The organism is Acidovorax sp. 100, assembly GCF_003688355.1.
Classification (GTDB): Bacteria; Pseudomonadota; Gammaproteobacteria; order Burkholderiales; family Burkholderiaceae_C; genus Acidovorax; species Acidovorax delafieldii.
In genome coordinates this window covers 846,533-863,899 of record NZ_REFD01000001.1, presented here as the reverse complement: position 1 = coordinate 863,899, position 17,367 = coordinate 846,533, and the positions used below count along the sequence as shown (strand labels likewise).

18 protein-coding genes are annotated in these 17,367 nt (G+C 64.9%); 15 read left to right on the top strand and 3 right to left on the bottom strand.

From position 1 onward, the window contains the following. Nucleotides 1–99 precede the first annotated feature (99 nt). Nucleotides 100–1,767, bottom strand: coding sequence for a methyl-accepting chemotaxis protein (locus C8C96_RS04050; protein WP_121941512.1), 1,668 nt, complete (start codon nucleotides 1,765–1,767; stop codon nucleotides 100–102). A gap of 118 nt (nucleotides 1,768–1,885) precedes the next feature. After that, a complete protein-coding gene (locus C8C96_RS04045; RefSeq protein WP_233584308.1) occupies nucleotides 1,886–4,075 on the bottom strand; it encodes a cation-translocating P-type ATPase in 2,190 nt (729 codons plus the stop codon). Between the two features lie 238 nt (nucleotides 4,076–4,313). Between C8C96_RS04045 and C8C96_RS04040 the strand changes: the two genes are divergently transcribed. The 7 genes from C8C96_RS04040 (at nucleotide 4,314) to C8C96_RS24980 (ending at nucleotide 8,111) form a co-directional block, all read left to right on the top strand. Further along, entirely contained in the window at nucleotides 4,314–4,520 is a 207-nt protein-coding gene (locus tag C8C96_RS04040; RefSeq protein ID WP_056742486.1) for a heavy-metal-associated domain-containing protein, read from the top strand. Nucleotides 4,521–4,556: 36 nt separating this feature from the next. Next, nucleotides 4,557–5,072 carry a Cu(I)-responsive transcriptional regulator gene (cueR, locus tag C8C96_RS04035; RefSeq protein WP_233584147.1) on the top strand — a complete coding sequence of 172 codons (516 nt, stop codon included), beginning with the start codon at nucleotides 4,557–4,559 and terminating at the stop codon, nucleotides 5,070–5,072. Between the two features lie 139 nt (nucleotides 5,073–5,211). Next, nucleotides 5,212–5,406, top strand: a complete 195-nt coding sequence (locus C8C96_RS24845; protein ID WP_158605744.1) for a hypothetical protein — start codon at nucleotides 5,212–5,214, stop codon at nucleotides 5,404–5,406. After that, on the top strand, nucleotides 5,400–6,719 hold the full coding sequence (locus C8C96_RS04030) for an AAA family ATPase (protein WP_121941510.1): 1,320 nt from the start codon (nucleotides 5,400–5,402) through the stop codon (nucleotides 6,717–6,719). Before C8C96_RS24845 ends, C8C96_RS04030 begins: the two co-directional genes overlap by 7 nt. Then, nucleotides 6,716–7,285 carry a hypothetical protein gene (locus C8C96_RS04025; protein WP_121941509.1) on the top strand — a complete coding sequence of 190 codons (570 nt, stop codon included), beginning with the start codon at nucleotides 6,716–6,718 and terminating at the stop codon, nucleotides 7,283–7,285. Before C8C96_RS04030 ends, C8C96_RS04025 begins: the two co-directional genes overlap by 4 nt. A gap of 190 nt (nucleotides 7,286–7,475) precedes the next feature. Further along, complete coding sequence (locus C8C96_RS24840) at nucleotides 7,476–7,634, top strand: hypothetical protein (RefSeq protein ID WP_158605743.1); 159 nt, start codon at nucleotides 7,476–7,478, stop codon at nucleotides 7,632–7,634. Nucleotides 7,635–7,664: 30 nt separating this feature from the next. After that, nucleotides 7,665–8,111, top strand: coding sequence for a hypothetical protein (locus C8C96_RS24980; protein WP_199737433.1), 447 nt, complete (start codon nucleotides 7,665–7,667; stop codon nucleotides 8,109–8,111). Nucleotides 8,112–8,181: 70 nt separating this feature from the next. Here C8C96_RS24980 and C8C96_RS04015 read toward each other — a convergent pair whose 3' ends face one another. Next, on the bottom strand, nucleotides 8,182–9,018 hold the full coding sequence (locus C8C96_RS04015; protein ID WP_121941508.1) for a TetR/AcrR family transcriptional regulator: 837 nt from the start codon (nucleotides 9,016–9,018) through the stop codon (nucleotides 8,182–8,184). A 155-nt stretch (nucleotides 9,019–9,173) separates the two neighbouring features. Between C8C96_RS04015 and C8C96_RS04010 the strand changes: the two genes are divergently transcribed. The 8 genes from C8C96_RS04010 to C8C96_RS03975 all read left to right on the top strand — a co-directional run bounded on the left by C8C96_RS04010 (nucleotide 9,174) and on the right by C8C96_RS03975 (nucleotide 17,178). Next, complete coding sequence (locus tag C8C96_RS04010; protein ID WP_121941507.1) at nucleotides 9,174–10,016, top strand: ABC transporter ATP-binding protein; 843 nt, start codon at nucleotides 9,174–9,176, stop codon at nucleotides 10,014–10,016. After that, nucleotides 10,013–10,903, top strand: coding sequence for a branched-chain amino acid ABC transporter permease (locus C8C96_RS04005; protein ID WP_056056932.1), 891 nt, complete (start codon nucleotides 10,013–10,015; stop codon nucleotides 10,901–10,903). The genes C8C96_RS04010 and C8C96_RS04005 overlap by 4 nt, the downstream gene beginning before the upstream one ends. Further along, nucleotides 10,903–11,940 carry a branched-chain amino acid ABC transporter permease gene (locus C8C96_RS04000; protein ID WP_056056930.1) on the top strand — a complete coding sequence of 346 codons (1,038 nt, stop codon included), beginning with the start codon at nucleotides 10,903–10,905 and terminating at the stop codon, nucleotides 11,938–11,940. The genes C8C96_RS04005 and C8C96_RS04000 overlap by 1 nt, the downstream gene beginning before the upstream one ends. A gap of 17 nt (nucleotides 11,941–11,957) precedes the next feature. Then, a complete protein-coding gene (locus tag C8C96_RS03995) occupies nucleotides 11,958–13,136 on the top strand; it encodes an ABC transporter substrate-binding protein (protein ID WP_121941506.1) in 1,179 nt (392 codons plus the stop codon). A gap of 13 nt (nucleotides 13,137–13,149) precedes the next feature. Then, nucleotides 13,150–13,968 (top strand): ABC transporter ATP-binding protein, encoded by an 819-nt coding sequence (locus C8C96_RS03990; RefSeq protein ID WP_094289924.1) that lies wholly within the window; start codon nucleotides 13,150–13,152, stop codon nucleotides 13,966–13,968. Beyond that, nucleotides 13,965–15,764 carry a long-chain fatty acid--CoA ligase gene (locus C8C96_RS03985; RefSeq protein WP_199737432.1) on the top strand — a complete coding sequence of 600 codons (1,800 nt, stop codon included), beginning with the start codon at nucleotides 13,965–13,967 and terminating at the stop codon, nucleotides 15,762–15,764. The genes C8C96_RS03990 and C8C96_RS03985 overlap by 4 nt, the downstream gene beginning before the upstream one ends. An 86-nt stretch (nucleotides 15,765–15,850) precedes the next feature. Next, nucleotides 15,851–16,684, top strand: a complete 834-nt coding sequence (locus tag C8C96_RS03980) for an enoyl-CoA hydratase/isomerase family protein (RefSeq protein WP_233584146.1) — start codon at nucleotides 15,851–15,853, stop codon at nucleotides 16,682–16,684. Nucleotides 16,685–16,770: 86 nt separating this feature from the next. Beyond that, on the top strand, nucleotides 16,771–17,178 hold the full coding sequence (locus C8C96_RS03975) for a DUF3592 domain-containing protein (RefSeq protein ID WP_121941504.1): 408 nt from the start codon (nucleotides 16,771–16,773) through the stop codon (nucleotides 17,176–17,178). Nucleotides 17,179–17,367 lie beyond the last annotated feature (189 nt).

Here is a 17,367-nt window from a genome sequence, read left to right as displayed (position 1 = left end):
GCCCATGACGCAGGTCAATAAACTGCCGGGCAGCTCTGCCCACAAAAAAGCCCCGCAGACCAGGCCTGCGGGGCTCATCGGAAGAAAAGGCCAGTGCGGTCAGTGCGTCAGGCGCGCCTGCGCGGCGCCTGTTGCCAGCACCTGGGTTTGCGGCCCTGCATACGGTGCGGCCACGGCACCGCCGTGGCCGTAGCCGGCGGCCGATTCGGCCAGGCGGAACTGCTGCACCACGTGCGACAGGCGCGCGGCCTGCTCGCGCAGCGACTCGGCAGCGGCGGCGGATTCTTCCACCAGCGCCGCGTTCTGCTGCGTCATGCGGTCGATCTCGCCCACCGAACTGTTCACCTGGCCGATGCCAGCCGACTGCTCGGACGCAGCCGCCGTGATCTCGCCAATGATGTCGCCCACGCGCTGCACGCTGCTCACGATGTCCTTCATGGCCGTGCCAGCTTCTTCCACATGGCGCACGCCGCCGTCCACGGCCGTCACGCTGCTCTGGATCAGGCCCTTGATATCGCTGGCCGCCGCTGCGCTGCGCTGCGCCAGGCTGCGCACCTCGCTGGCCACCACGGCAAAGCCCCGGCCCTGCTCGCCCGCACGGGCGGCTTCCACCGCAGCGTTCAGCGCCAGGATGTTGGTCTGGAAGGCAATGGAGTCGATCAGGCCGATGATGTCGCCGATCTTGCGGCTCGATGTCGAAATCTCGTGCATGCTGGCCACGGCCTGCTGCACCACGCCACCACCCTGTGTCGCCATCTGCGAGGCCGACGCGGCCAGCTGGTTCGCCATCTGCGACGACGATGCCGTCTGCTGCACCGTGGACGTGAGCTGCGACAGCGACGACACGGCCTCCTGCGCGTTGCTGGCCGTCTGCTCGGTGCGCTGCGACAGGTCCTGGTTGCCTGTGGCGATCTCCTGGCTGGCCGTGGCGATGTTGCCGCTGGCATCTCGCACCTGCGCCACCAGCGCACTCAGGCCCTGCTGCATGTCGCGCAGCGCGCGCTGCAAATCGGCCACTTCGTCCTTGCCCTCGGCAGCAATGTGCTGCGACAGGTCGCCGCCCGCAATCGCCTGGGCCATCTTGCGTGCGTCTTCCAGCGGCTTGCAAATGGAGTTCATGTTCATGAGCGTGGTGGGCACCACTACCACGACGGTGATCAGCACCGCCAGCACAAACAGCCACTTGGTCTGGTTGGACACTTCGCTCTGCTGCGCCACGGACTTGGCCACCTCCGCGCGCAGCACCGAGTCCAGCTCGGCCATCAGCTTGTCGGCCTCGGCAAACTCCGCCACGGCCTTGCCGCTCATGCGGTTGGCAATGGTGGCGGTGTCATAGCCACCCGCCTCCAGCTGGCGCGCCACGTGCGCAAACAGCTCGCGATAGCTGTCCAGGCGCTTGACGATGTTGCGCACCACCGGGTTGTCAGAGTCCTCCTCACCTTCCAGGAACTTGTTGGCAATCTTCTTGGCCTTGTCCTGGCTCTCCACCCACTTGGCATACGCGGCCTTCACGGCTTCGGGCTTCTCGTAGCCAATGATCATGTCCTTCTCGAACTGGCGGATGGCACCCATTTCGCCCCGCAGCTCGGCCATGTAACCCACCTCGGCGAACGAGTGGTCCATGAAGTCCTGGCTCATGTTGTGGATGCGGAACATGCCCAGCATGCCCGCGCCCCCCAGCAGCCCCAGCAGGCCCAGTACCACGCCAATGGCACCCAACATGCGCAAACGTATGGTGAACTGCCGCATGAGCGAGAAGAGATTCATGATCTGTCGTCCTTGATATAGCTATGCCAATGCGGTCGCCGCACCTCCCCCGAGGCGACGGATTCGCAACAAATCGTTGCAGTTTGCCAGACATCGATGACCGTGCTGTACGTATTTATCACATGCGCCACCGCTTGAGTAAGAGGGCATTCGCCATCACGCTGACCGAGCTCAGCGCCATGGCCGCGCCCGCCACCACTGGGTTCAGGTAACCCAGCGCCGCCAGCGGAATGCCCGCCACGTTGTATGCAAACGCCCAGAACAGGTTCTGGCGGATCTTCATCACCGTGCGGTGCGAAATGTCCAGCGCCGCCGCCACCAGCATCGGGTCGCCGCGCATCAGCGTGATGCCCGCTGCGTGCATGGCCACATCAGTCCCGTTGCCCATGGCCATGCCCACATCCGCTGCCGCCAGCGCGGGGGCATCGTTAACGCCGTCGCCCACCATCGCCACATGATGGTGCTTGCCATCGGTGCCCTGTTGCAACGCAGCCACCTTGGCGGCCTTGTCGCCCGGCAGCACCTCGGCCATCACCTCGCCCGCGGCCGGGTCCAGCCCCAGGCGCCGGGCCATGGCCTCGGCCGCGCCCCGGTTGTCGCCCGACACCATCACGGTGCGAATGCCGCGCGCCTTGAGCGCCGCCAAAGCTTCGCGCGCGCCCGGCTTGGGCTCGTCGCCAAAGGCCATCAATGCCCGCAGCGCCAACCCTTCCGTGACCCGCTGGGCCACGGCGGACACGGTGGCGCCTTCGCGCTGCAACGCCTCCGCGCGGTCTGACAGCGGGCCCAGGCCCACCCCCAGCTCCTGCATCCAGCGCAGGCTGCCCACCAGGTAGCTCTGGCCGTCCACCTCGCCCTCGGTGCCGCGCCCAGGCACGGCGCGCACGTCCTGCGCGGTGGCCACGTTGATCTGCCGCTCGCCCGCAGCCGCCACCACTGCGCGCGCCAGTGGGTGTTCGCTGCCACTTTGCACAGCGGCCACCGCCGCCATCACCGCGCTGTCATCCAGGCCGGGCACCACCTCAAACGCCGTGAGCCGGGGCTGGCCCACGGTCAGCGTGCCGGTCTTGTCAAAGGCCACCGTGTCCACCTTGTGCGCCAGCTCCAGCGCCTGCACGTCCTTGATCAGGATGCCGTTTTTGGCCGCCACGCCCGTGCCCGCCATGATGGCCGCGGGCGTGGCCAGCCCCAGCGCACAGGGGCAGGCAATCACCATCACGGCCACGGCGTGGATCAGCGCCGCCTCCAGCCCCGCGCCCATGGCCAGCCAGCCCGCCAGGGTCACCAGCGCCACCACCAGCACCACCGGCACAAAAATAGCCGACACCTGGTCCACCAGCCGCTGGATGGGCGCCTTGGCTGCCTGCGCGTCTTCCACCAGCCGGATGATCTGGGCCAGCACCGTCTCGGCGCCCACGGCCGTCACCGCCATCACGATGCGGCCATCGCCGTTGATCGAACCGCCCGTGAGCGCTGCACCCACATCGCGGGCCACCGGCAAGGGCTCGCCCGTCAACATCGATTCGTCCACCTGCGTGTGGCCCTCATGCACCGTGCCATCCACCGGGATGCGTTCACCCGGCCGCACCACCAGCCGGTCGCCCACCAGTACCTCGGACACCGGCACATCCACCTCGCCCTGCTTAGTCAGCAAATGCACCACATCCGGCCGCAGCGCATGCAGCGCACGGATGGCCGCCGTGGTCTGGCGCTTGGCGCGCGCCTCCAGCCACTTGCCCAGCAGCACCAGCGTGACCACCACGGCCGAGGCCTCAAAGTACAGATGCGGCACATGCCCCGGGTGGTCCGTGGGCGCCGTGAGCCACAGCCACATCGACAGGCCCCAACCCGCGCTGGTGCCCAGCGCCACCAGCAAGTCCATGTTGCCGCTCAGCGCCTTGGCCGCATGCCAGCCCGCCTTGTAAAACCGCGCCCCCAGAATGAACTGCACCGGCGTGGCCAGCACAAACTGCACCCAGGCGGGCAGCATCCAGTGCTGGCCGAACAGGTCGCCGATCATCGGCAGCACCAGCGGCGCCGACAGCAGCAGGCCAATGCCCACGGGCATAAAGCCGGCCCAGGGCGACAATTCCTCCGGAGCATCCTCCTGCCCCGCCGCACGCGGCTCGTAGCCCGCATTGCGCACCGCGCGGCGCAGGACCGCCTCCATGGCCGCGGCGTCAGCGCCCACCTGCGTGACAAAGGCAATGCGCGCAGACTCGGTCGCCAGATTGACCGAGGCCTCCTGCACGCCCGGCACCTTGCGCAGCGCGCGCTCCACACGGCCCACGCAGCTTGCGCAGGTCATGCCAGAAATGCCCAGGTCCAGCGAGTGCACAGACCCGGGCGCGGTGTTGGGGGGGTGGTGATGGTGTTCATGGCCGGGATGCTGATCCTTGACGTGATGGCAAGGTCAAGCATTGATATTGATCAACCCTCACATCATGAGTGTCTTGAACGGCGTTTGACTCTGCCACGATGTCAAGCTTCAACATTCGCTTCGGTCGCATCCACGGCCACATTTCCAAACCCAACAAGGACACCCCATGGCAACCACCACCACGACTTTCCAAGTGCAGGGCATGACCTGCGGCCACTGCGAACGCGCCGTCACCCAGGCCGTGCAGCAGGTAGACCCCAATGCCCAGGTGCGCATCGACCGCGCCAGCGGCAAGGTGGACGTGGACAGCACCGCCCCCCGCGAAGCCCTGGCCGCCGCCATTGCCGAAGAAGGCTACACCGTCGCGGCCTGAGCGCCGCGCCACCACGCACCCAGCGAGGGCCACACCATGACCACGCCCCATTCCCCCGATGCCGCGCCGACCACGCGCGCCAAGGCCACAGCACCCCGCCCCATCGCCTGGCCCGTGCCCATCGGCGTCGCTGCCAAGCGCGCAGGCATCTCGGCGCGCATGGTGCGGCACTACGAATCGCTGGGCCTCATCAACGGCGTGGCGCGCACCGACAGCGGCTACCGCCAGTACACCGAGGCCGACGTGCACGCCCTGCACTTCATCCGCCGCAGCCGCGACCTGGGCTTTTCGATGGAAGAAATCGCCGAGCTGCTGGGCCTGTGGCACGACCGCAGCCGCGCCAGCAGCCAGGTCAAGCGCATCGCGCAGCAGCATATCGACGACCTGAGCGAACGCATCGCCCAGATGCAGGCCATGCAGCGCAGCCTGCAAACGCTGGTGTCCTGCTGCCAGGGCAACGACCGGCCGGACTGCCCAATCCTGGACGACCTGGCAGCGGGGCACAGCGATCCCCGCAGCATGGCACCGCGCAAGACGCTATCAAACAAATAGCTACCAAGGCTTATCCATCGCGCGGTGGAGGCCAAAAAAAACCTCAAAACTTCTGCCCACTGCACGGCCCACATCTCCGCGGCAAGCCCCACATGGCAGACTCTCAGGCTTTCTAACAGCCTGCTACTGCCTGCCCTCCATGCTCACCGGTGACCTGCGCAACAAAGTCGATCAAGTCTGGAACGCCTTCTGGTCCGGCGGCATCGCCAAGCCACCCACCGCCGCGCCCTGGCTGCGCTGGATGCGCCGTTTGCCTCGCTGCAGCAGCAGGCGTTTGCGAGGCAGTTGTAAAGTCTGCCCCACCAATCTCTTCACAACACCACACCTATGCTGAAGTACCTGCATTTGAACCACGTCGGGCTGGCCCCGGATGTCCAGGTGGAATGGGCAGACCGTTTGAACCTCATCGCAGGCGATAACGGGCTGGGCAAGAGCTTTTTGCTGGACTTGGCTTGGTGGGCTCTCACCCGCACCTGGGCGGGAGCAGTGGCCCTGCCCACAGGCACCAAAAAGGCCACGATCACCTACGGGGTGCAGGGCAAGACCTCCAGGGTCACCGAAGTGCAGTCAGTGTTTCACCGCCCCGACGCCAGTTGGACGCTGCCCGCCGCCCGGCCCGTGATGCCGGGCATCGTGGTCTACATCCGCATCGATGGGGGCTTCTCGGTGTGGGACCCCGCGCGCAACTATTGGCGTACCGACCCCAACCGCCCTGCGGCGTATCACTTCAAGGCCGACGAAGTGTGGAACGGGTTGGAAGTGAACGGCCAGCGGGTGTGCGAAGGGCTGGAGCGCGATTGGGTGAACTGGCAGGAAGGCCGCAAGCCACAATTCACCGCCCTGGCCAAGGTGCTGGAGGTCATGTCGCCCCTGCAAGAGCCCCTGCGGGCGGGGCCACCGCAACGCGTGTTCATCGGCGAGGGGCGTGACCGCCCCACCCTGCTGGCGGGCAACCAGACCGTACCTGTTGCTCTAGCATCGGCGGGGGTGAGGCGCATTTTGGCGCTGGTGTACTTTTTGGTGTGGGCCTGGCACGAGCATGCCGTGGCGGCCAAGCTGCTAGGCAAGAAGCCGGAGGATCGTTTCGTCATTCTGTTTGACGAGCCCGAAACCCACCTGCACCCCCGCTGGCAGCGCACGGTGTTGCCCAGTCTGTTCAAGGCGGTGGATGAACTGCGCGGCCAGGCCAGCACCTTGCCACAGGTGTTGGTGGCCACGCATTCGCCCCTGGTGGCGGCTTCTGTCGAGCCAATCTTTGAAGAGTCACAAGATGATTTGGTGCACCTTTCACTGCACAACGGCGCTGTTGCCATTGAGCAAGGTGGCTGGGCGGTGCAAGGGGACGTGACGAACTGGCTGGTGTCAGAAACCTTTGGCCTAGAGCAGGCGCGCTCTAAAGAGGCCGAAGAGGCCATTGAAGCGGCAGAGGCCTTCATGCGCGGTGAAGGCCATTTGCCCAAAGGGCTTGGCACCAAAGCCGCCATTCATGCACGCTTGCAAAAGCTGCTGCCTGCGGGCGACGTGTTCTGGCCACGCTGGATTGTGAACACGCAGCTGAACACCCAGACCGCAGCACGCAAGCGGGCCCAGAGCACCGAAGCACCCAAGGCCACCCGCAGCAAAAAGAAGCCCAAGGCCAAGCCATGATTCCGGTCGCCAAAGTAAAGAAGCCCAAACGGTTTGATGCCGAGGTGCAGACGCCTGGCAACCAATGGCTCAAAGCCAGCCCCCATGCCAAGCGCCCCAAAGCCCTTTGGCTACCGTACACAAAGGACCTCAGTGACGGCTTTGCAGGCCTGTGCGGCTACGCGGCCATGCACGACCCGACCGGCGGCACGGTAGACCACTACCTAAGCTACAAAAACCACCCCGACAAAGCCTACGCGTGGGATAACTACCGGTTTGCCTCCGGCACGCTCAACTCCTCCAAGCGCACGTTGGACGACACCGTGCTCGACCCTTATGAGGTGGGCGCTGGCTGGTTCGAAATCGAGTTGCCATCCCTGCAAATGCGTGTGACCAACGCCGTACCGGCCAGCCACCGCGCCAAAGCGGAGTTCACGCTGAAAAAGCTGAAGCTACGCGATGGTGAGCGCGTCATTCGCTGGCGGCAGTCGTGGTACCAGTTGTTTTTAGCTGGCGAGCTGAATCTGGAGGGCTTGCGAAAAATGGCACCGCTGATTGCGCAAGCCGTTGAGAAAGCTGGTGGGTAGCCGATGTCTCCCTCATTCATGAGGGAGACATCGGGACAAACCAAGGTTCAACACGCAACGATCAACTGCCAGTCAAATCGAGGGTGCTCGGTAACCTTTTATCAGCCAAAGACTTTTCTTGGTTCCTTTGACCGGAAAGCGTCTCCGATCAAATACCAATCAAACAAAGTCAATGCACTGGGAGAGGTGCATGAGCACGTTGTCATCGAACTTCAGCTTTCTACAACCCGACTCGCCCGACCTGTTGGCCGAAGCCCGCCGTGCCGAGGCCGCTGCCCATGTCGACCCGCGCACAGCCTGCTTCTACGCCCGCCGCACGCTGGAACTGGCGGTGGCCTGGCTCCACTAGGCAGAAGGGGGCCGGAGTGGCTGCCTGCGCATGCCGTACAAGGCGGATTTGTCAGCGTTTTTGTTTGAGCCGCGCTTTCAGCAACTGGTGCGTCCCCGGCGCCGCTGGGTAGAGGCCTGGGCTGGGCCGGATGCGTGGAAGCGACCCAGCCCCGAGCAGCTGACTGAGGTATCCACCCACCTTTCCGGCCTGCCCACCGCAGTACGCGATGACGACGAAGACGCCAAGCGCTTTGACGCCATGCTGCTCAACACCCAGCTAGCCCTACTACGCACCGAGCCCGCCCTGGCGCGGCTGCAAACCAAGGTGCAGCAAATTGCCAATGCTTTGCTGAAGAAAGCCAACATCCATATGCCGACAAACACAACTCACACTGCACACGCCAAGTACCACGTGAGGTTGTTACAAGCTCAACTTAGACGGGTGCACAAGCATCAGGGATGCAAACGCAACGCCCTGCAAAACGCTATCAAATAAATAGCTATAGAGACATACCCATCGCGCGGAAGAGGGCAAAAAACCTTGAGATACTAGCCCCTGGAAAGCATCAGGCCTTGCCGGACCGCGCCGGGGTCTTGGCCTTGGCACCCCCCACCTTGCGCTGGGCGGCAGGGACAGGCCCCACCTCCGGCACAGCAGCCTGGGCAGGCCGCCGCAGCACACCGTCACACAAAGTCGCAATGCACTGCTGCGCGACCTGCTCGGCCGTGTACTCGCCGCCGGGCTGGTACCAGCGGCCGATCCAGCTCAAGGCGCCCGCAATCACAAAGGCCGTGATCTTGGGGTCGCAGGGCTGGATCGAGCCCTCGGCCACGCCCTCGGCCACCAGGCGGCGGAACTCCTGGTCGATGGCGGACTTGAGGCGGCGCAGCTCCTTGCGGCTTTCGGGGGGCACCTGCTCGTCGCCCACGCGGATCAGGCACATGCCGAAGTCCATGGTGACGATGCGCGCATACACCTGCATGCAGGTCATGAGCTGGTCGATGGCCTTGCCGCCTGCGGCGCGGGATGCGTCGATGCCTTCGAGCATCATCGCCAGCCCCTTGCCCACGCACTGCAACAGGATCTCGTCCTTGTTCTTCACGTAGTAGTACAGCGTGGGCTTGGTCACGTTCAGGCGCGCAGCGATGTCGTCGAGCGAGGTGGCGTGAAAGCCGCGCTCGTTGAACAGCTGGGCCGCCGCCTGCAGCACGGCGTTGCGCTTGGCCTCACGCTGTCGTTCGCGGTGCGACACAGGGGCCCAGGGCGAAGCGGCGTCGGGCGCGTCTTCGGGCCCGGGGGCCGGGGCTGAGGATGAGGGCTTGGGGGCCGCGCGCTGGGGGCTGCTGCCGCTCGTGCTGCTTTTGCTGCTACGTCGGGTCGATGCCGCTTTGGCCTGGGGCATGGGTGGCGATTCCTCGGGAAAGTACGGATGCTGAATGGGGTGGCGGCTTCCAGAATCTACTCACGAGTAAACAGTTTACGCACAAGTAGGAAATTTCTGCAGGGTTCCAGAGAAATTTCTGTCAGAAGCTGCGAACAACCCGTATTAGAAAGCCAATGGAGACAACCCCTTCCGGCCCCTTTGCTGCCACGCCCCTGCTCCAGGTGCAGGGCGTGACCCTGGCGTTTGGTGGCGTCAAGGCGCTGACCGGTGTGGGGTTTGATGTGCAGCCGGGCTCCATCACCGCCGTCATCGGCCCCAACGGCGCGGGCAAGACCTCGCTGTTCAACACCATCTCGGGCTTTTACCGGCCCAGCCAGGGCTCGATCCGCTTTCAGGGGCAGGACATCACCCGCGTGCCCGCGCCCCAGCGCGCCAAGCTGGGCCTGGGCCGCAGCTTTCAGAACATCGCGCTGTTTCGCGGCATGACGGTGCTCGACAACATCAAGCTGGGCCGCCACGCGCACCTCAAAACCAACGTGCTCGACGCGCTGCTGTACTTCGGCCGCGCGCGCCGCGAAGAGGCCGAACTGCGCCGCGACATCGAGGAGCGCATCATCGACTTCCTCGAAATCGACCACATCCGCCACGCACCCGTCTCGGCCCTGCCCTACGGCCTGCAAAAGCGCGTAGAGATGGCCCGGGCCCTCGCCATGCAGCCGCAGATCCTGATGCTGGACGAACCCGTGGCCGGCATGAACCGCGAAGAGACCGAAGACATGGCGCGCTTCATCCTTGACGTGCGCGAGGAGTGGGGCGTGACGGTGCTGATGGTCGAACACGACATGGGCATGGTGATGGACCTGTCGGACCACGTGGTGGTGCTCAACTTCGGCCAGGTCATCGCGCAGGGCACGCCCGCACAGGTGCAGGCGGACCCCGAGGTCATCCGCGCCTACCTGGGCGCAGGCGACGTGGGCGACCTGCGTGCCAAGCTGCAGGGGGTGACCACCGCATGACCGGCAACTTCGACTGGGCCTACCTGTTTGAGATCAGCCTCACCGGCATCGCCGGTGGCGGGCTCTACGCACTGGCCGCACTGGCTTTCGTCATGGTCTACAAGGCCACGCGCGTGGTCAACATTGCCATTGGCGAGCTGCTGATGGTGGGCGCGTACCTGTTCTTCACCTTTGCATCAATGTTTGCGCTGCCGCTGTGGCTGGCCATCCCCGCCGCCGTGCTGGGCACGGGCCTGCTGGGCGCGGTGATCGAGCGCACCATGATCCGCCCGCTGCTGGGCGAACCGCCGATCTCGGTCTTCATGGTCACCGTGGGCCTGGCCTCGGTGCTCGTGGGCCTGGTCGAGATGATCTGGACGGCCGACCAGCGCCGCCTGCCCGACTTCATGCCCACGCAGCCCATCATGGTGGGGGATGCATTCCTCGCACCCAAGGTGTTCTGGGGCGCCGTGATCGCCATCGTGTTCATCGCGGCAGTGCTGGTGGTGTTCCGCTTCTGGCGCGGCGGCGTGGCCTTGCGCGCCACGGCCAGCGACCAGGCCGCCGCGTACTCGGTGGGCATCAACGTGCCGCGCGTGTTCTCGCTGGCCTGGGTGGCCTCGGCCATGCTGGCTGCCATCTCCGGGATCATCGTTGGCTCGATTGGCGGCATCTCGTCCAGCATGGGCGTGTTCGGTCTGTCGGTGCTGGTGGTGGTCATCGTGGGCGGGCTCGACAGTGTGCTGGGCGCGCTCGTCGGCGGCATCCTCATCGGCCTGATCGAGGCGCTGGCCGGGGCCTACCTAGGTGGCGAATACAAGCTGCTGGCCACCTTCATCGTGCTGGTGGCGGTGCTGCTGGTGCGGCCGTACGGCCTGTTCGGCACCCATGAGATAGAGAGACTCTGATGCGCATCGGAACCCTCAAGGAAACCTACATCGCCGACGCGGCGCTGTTCGACTCGCGCACGCAAAAAGTGTGGCTGGCCGTGGGCGCTGCGCTGCTGGTGCTTTTCCCCTTCATGGCCAGCGACTACTGGCTCTACCTGGCCTGCCTGGTCAGCATCAATGTGGCCAGTGCCACGGGGCTCAACATCCTCACAGGCTACACGGGCCTCGTCAGCCTGGGGCAGGCGGCCTTCATGGGCCTGGGGGCTTACACGGTGGCCGTGCTGGAAACCAAGGTGGGCACGCCCTTTGTGCTCAACCTGCTGGCAGGTGGCTTTGTCGCCATGCTGGGCGGCATCGTGGTGGGCATTCCTTCGCTGCGCGTGAAAGGGCTGTACCTGGCGATTGCCACCATTGCCGCATCGTTCATCGCGCACTTCATCTTTGCCAACTGGAAGTTCACCGGCGGCACCGGTGGCCTGAGCGTGCCGCCCGCCAAGCTGTTCGGCATGGCGCTCGACACCTCGTTCAGGCTGTACTGGCTCATCGTGCCAGTCACCATCCTCATGCTCCTGGGCGCGGCCAACCTGTTTCGCACGCGCGTGGGCCGTGCCTTCATCGCGATTCGCGACCGCGACATCTCGGCCGAGGTGCTGGGCATACCGCTGCTGCGCTACAAGCTGCTGTCGTTTGGGCTGTCGTCGTTCTATGCGGGCGTGGCCGGGGGCCTGTGGGCGTATTTCTTTCGCGTGGTCACGCCCGAGAGCTTTCCTCTGCTCATGTCCATCTTCTTCCTCGCGGCCATCATCGTCGGCGGCATGGGCTCCATCCTGGGCGGCATCCTGGGCGCGGTGTTCATGACCATGGTGCCCGAGCTGCTCAAGCTCGTGGTGGACCTGATGCCCGGCGGCAGCGAACTCACCGTGTTCCTCTCGCCCGTGCGCACGGTCATCTTTGGCCTGCTCATCATCGGTTTTCTCGTCTTCGAGCCCCATGGCCTGGCCGAAGTGTGGCGGCGCGTCCGTCGTTTCTTCCATCTCTGGCCTTTCAGAAACTAACCCCCAAGGAGACACGCATGCAGCCCACCCCCACCTCCCCACGCCGTCGCACCCTACTGGCAGCCGCTGGCGCCGCCGCCCTCACCAGCCCGCTGTCGGTGCTGGCCCAAGGCGCTGAAGAGATCGTGATCGGCGGCTCCATCCCGCTCACCGGCGTGTTCGCGTTTGCGGGCGTGGGCATCAACGCGGGCATGGGCGACTACGTGAAGATGCTCAACGACGCGGGTGGCATCAAGGGCCGCAAGGTCAAGTACGTGCCCGAGGACACGGGCTACAAGGTCGATGTGTCGGTGGCTGCGTTCAAGAAGATCACCAGCCAGAACAAGGTCAACCTGTACTACGGCGACTCCACGGGCTTCTCCAAGACCATCAATCCCGAGCTGGACCGCAACGGCAACATCCTGATGGCGGGCGCGTCGTTTGCCACCGAACTCAACGACCCCAAGAAGTACCCCAACCAGTTCCTTGTGGGCCCCGACTACACCGAAATGTTCGGCATCCTGCTCAAGCACATCGCCAAGGAAAAGCCAGGTGCCAAGGTGGCCTTCGTGTACTCCGATTCGGAATTCGGCCGCGACCCCATCGAGTCCAGCGAAGCCATGGCCAAGCAGTTGGGCCTGTCGGTGCCCATCAAGATCATGACGCCCGCCGGCAGCGTGGATGTGTCCACCGAGGTCATCAAGTTGCGCCGCGCGGCTCCCGACTACACCATCTTTCACGGCTACATCCTCGCGCCCATCCCTGAGTTCATCACCCAGGGCAAACAGCAGGGCATGACCAGCAAGTGGATGGGCACCTTCTGGACCATGGACAGCTCCACCGTCATGAAGATGGGCGACGCCGCCGACGGCTTCATGGGTGTGATGCCCTACCGCTACTACTACGACACCGAGAAGGCGCCGATGCTGGAGAAGATCCGCGCGCTGCGGCCCGAGTACCAGAGCACGGCCTACATCCAGGGCTTCCTGGCCGCGATGCTGTTCACCGAGGCAGCCAAGCGCACGCTGGATGCGGGCAAGCCCCTCACAGGCCCCAACCTGAAGGCCGCGCTCAACTCCATCAAGGACTTCGACACCGGCGGGCTGATCGGCGTGCCGATCACCATCAGCGGGAATTCGATCCCCGTGGGCCGTGTGTACCGCGCCGATATGAAGGCGCAAAAAATGGTCGCGGCATCGGACTGGATCAAACTCTGACACTGCCTGCGCCATGACCCAGCCAACCCCGGCCCACGTCCTCGAAGTCAACAACATCGAGGTCATCTACAACAAGGTGGTGCAGGCCCTGCGTGGCCTGTCGCTGGCTGTGCCGCGCGGGCAGATCGTGGCGCTGCTGGGCAGCAATGGGGCTGGCAAGAGCACCACGCTCAAGGCAATCTCGGGCCTGCTGGCGCTGGAGGATGGTGTGGTCGAAAGCGGCAGCATCCACTTCAATGGCCAGCCCACGGCCGCCGTGGCCCCGCAGCAACTGGTGCGCAACGGCCTGAGCCACGTGATGGAAGGCCGCCGCGTGTTTGAAGACCTCACGGTCGAAGAGAACCTGGTGGCCGCCACCTATGCACTCACGGGGCGGAAAGACGCAACACCGGATTTCGACCTGGTCTACAGCTACTTTCCGCGTCTGCATGAGCGGCGCAAGGGCCTGGCCGGGTACCTGTCGGGCGGCGAGCAGCAGATGCTGGCCATTGGCCGCGCGCTCATCGCGCAGCCCCAGCTCATCCTGCTCGACGAGCCCTCGCTGGGCCTCAGCCCCAAGCTGGTCGAAGACATCTTCACCATCATCGCGCGCATCAACGCCGAGCGGGGCACCAGCATGCTGCTGGTGGAGCAGAACGCCACCGTGGCGCTGGCCGTGGCGCACCGGGGCTACATCATGGAGAACGGCAAGATCGTGATCGACGGCACAGCCGAGCGCCTGGCCAACGACCCCGATGTGCGCGAGTTCTACCTCGGCATGGGCGGTGGTGGTGAGGCGAAAAGCTTCAAGGACATCAAACACTATAAGCGCCGCAAGAGATGGCTGTCATGACGCTCCCCGACCTCACTCTGCCCCAGATGCTGCGCGAGCGCGCACGCACCGACGCGCAGCGCATCGCCATCCGGCAAAAGGACTTCGGTATCTGGAAGCCCTTCACCTGGGCGCAGTACCACCAGCGTGCCAGCCACTTCGGCCTGGGGCTGCGCGCTCTGGGCCTGCCTGCGGGCGGGCATGTGGGTGTGATCTCCGAGAACCGCATCGAATGGGTGCTGGCCCAGATGGGCGCAGGCCTGGTGGGCGCCGTGACCGTGGGTGTGTACCCCACCAGCCCCACCAACGAGGTGGCCTATGTGGTCGGCCATGCCGACATCGAGATCATGGTCTGCGAAGACCAGGAACAGACCGACAAGCTGCTGGCCGCGCTGCCCGATCTGCCGCGCCTGAAAAAAATCGTGGTCATGGAGACCAAGGGCCTGCGCAGCTTTGCGCCTGAGGTGCGGCAGTTCATCACCACCTTTGACGAGGTGGAGCAGCTGGGCGCGGCGTCGGGCCAACAAGCCATCATCGACGACGCCCTGGCGCGCCAGCGGCTGGATGACGTGGGCCTGATGATCTACACCTCGGGCTCCACCGGCAAGCCCAAGGGCGCGATGATTTCGTACCGCAACATCCGAGGCGTGGTGCCCGGCATCGTGGACCGGCTGGAGCTGTCGCGCGAGACCACCCACCTGTCGTACCTGCCGCTGTGCCATGTGGCCGAGCAGATGCTCACCAGCTTTGTGCCCGTGTACATCGGCTCGCAAGTGAACTTTGGCGAGTCCATCCGCACCGTGCAGGAAGACCTGCGCGAGGTCGCTCCCACCATGTTCCTGGGAGTGCCGCGCATCTGGGAAAAGCTGCACGCGGCCATCCACATCAAGCTGCAAGAGACTGGCGGACTGCGCCGCGCGCTGTTCCACAAGGCCTACAACGCCTGCAAGCCGCTGGCCGAAAAGCCGCGCAGTGCCTGGAGCGCTGCCGACAAGCTGACCTTTGCCGCCAGCTACTGGCTGGTGTTCCGTGCGCTGCAGAACTTCATCGGCCTGCGCAATGCCCATGTGGCACTCACCGGCGCGGCGCCGATTCCGCCCGACGTGGTGCGCTTTTTCCGCGTGCTGGGCGTGCCGCTCATCGAGGTGTATGGCCTGACCGAATCGACTGGCATGGTCACGGGCCACCGGTTTGACCACGTGGTGGTGGGCACCGTGGGCGTGCCCACACTGGGCGTGGAGCACCGCATTGCCGACAACGGTGAGCTGCAACTCAAAGGCGACATGGTGTTTGCGGGCTACTACAAGAACCCCGAAGCCACGGCCAGCAGCATCGTGGACGGCTGGTTGCACACGGGCGACGTGGTGCGCGAAGAGCAAGGCCAGATCAAGATCGTGGACCGCCTCAAGGACATCATGATCACGGCCGGCGGCAAAAACCTCACGCCGTCCGAAATCGAGAACACCATGAAGGGCAGCCCCTTCATCAAGGAATGCATCATCGTGGCCGAGGCGCGCAAGTTTGTCGGCGCGCTGGTGATGATCGACTACGAGACCGTGGGCAAGTGGGCTGAGGCGCGGCGCATTCCGTTCACGCACTTTCGCTCGCTGGTGGAGCACCCCGAGGTGCGTGGCCTCATTGACGCCGAAATCAACCAGGGCAACCAGCGCCTCGCGCAAGTCTCGCAGATCCGCAAGTTCCACCTGCTCACCAAGGAGCTGGACCACGACGACGGCGAAGTGACCGCCACCATGAAGGTGCGCCGCGCAAGCATCTACAAGACCTACGCGGCCGAGATCGAGGCGCTGTACCAATAGCCCAGGGCTCAGCGCATGGGGACCTATTCACTATCAAAACAGGAGCCGATAGCGCAATATCCACAAGCGCTTGAAGCGGATTGGACATGAAGAATACCGCCACAGACCCTGCAGCATCCTCCAATGCACCGTCCGCGCCCGCCCCACAGCCGCCCCTGCTGCTGGAGCGCCACGGCGCCGTCGCCACGCTGCGCTTCAACCGGCCCGAGGCACTCAACGCCATCGACGTGCCCATGGCCAATGCCTTCCTCGCCGCCGTGCAGGCCATCGCTGCCGACCCCGGTGTGCGGGCCGTGGTGCTGCGTGGCAACGGCCGGGGCTTCATGGCCGGGGGCGACCTGGCCACGCTGCGCGCGGACCCGGTGCAGGGCGCCATCGACATCCTCACGCCGCTGAACCAGGCACTGCTGCTGCTGGCGCAGATGAACGCGCCCGTCATCGCGCAGGTGCACGGTGCGGCCGCCGGCGCGGGCTTGAGCCTGGTGCTGATGGCCGACTACGTGATCGCTGCAGAAGGCACACGCTTCAACTTGGCCTACATCAACCTGGGCACCAGCTGCGACGTGGGTGCATCGTGGGCGCTGCCGCGCATCGTGGGCGTGCGCCAGGCGCTGGAGATTGCGTTGCTGGGCGAGGCCCTCACCGCCGACGACGCCCTGCGCCTGGGCCTGGTCAACCGCGTGGTGCCCGGCGCCGAGCTGGACAGTGCCACCACCGCCCTCGCCCAGCGCCTGGCCAGCGGCCCCACACTGGCCTACGGTGCGATGAAGCGCCTGATGCGCGCGTCGATGGACCACACGCTGCCCGAGCAACTGGCCGCTGAAAAGGACGCCTTTGTGCACTGCGCGGGCACCGAGGACTTCCGCGCTGGGGTAGAAGCGTTTCACCAGCGCCAGAGCCCGCAGTTTGTGGGGCGGTAAAGCAAGCGCAACTGCATCGCCGGCAGCCTCTTTCTTATCTTCAAGCAGAGCCCTTACACTCCCGCCAAAACGGAGGGAGAGAGGGTATGAAACCATCACGCCAACAAGGCAAGCTGCTGTTCAAAATCGCGGGCGTCCTCGCCGGAGTCGTGTTCGTTGCTTTTGGAATGCAGGAGCGGTCCGAGCTTTCCAGAACGCTCAAGCTCGGCAAACACGCCGTGGTCGAGCCCATCACGCAGTACACAGAGTTCAAGAAAAGCGGTTCTTCCACCTACACCGCCGAGTTCCACTACAAGACCGACAGCGGCCAGCAGATGGTGGTGAAACATAGTTTCCCGGAAGAGATCCTGGCCGAATTCAAGGCCCATCGCCCGGTCGAGATCGCTTACATGCCCAACGACCCCAGCACGTTTGTGTTTGTGAAGCAGCAGTCTTCATGGACGCTGGTGGCGGTGGGCTGCGCATTGATGCTGGCCGCGCTGCTGCTGGCCTGATCGACGGTCCAACCTTCTGCACCGTACGCTCCTTGTGCCAGGGGCGGGGCTGGGGGAATGCCCCGGCACACAGCATTGGACTGAATCGCGGAACAGTGAGTTGAGCTGCCAGCCATTGATGGCGAACCCATCGGCCCTTAGAGTGAGGCCATGGCGACGACAACCTACACGGCTCCACGCACTCTCTTG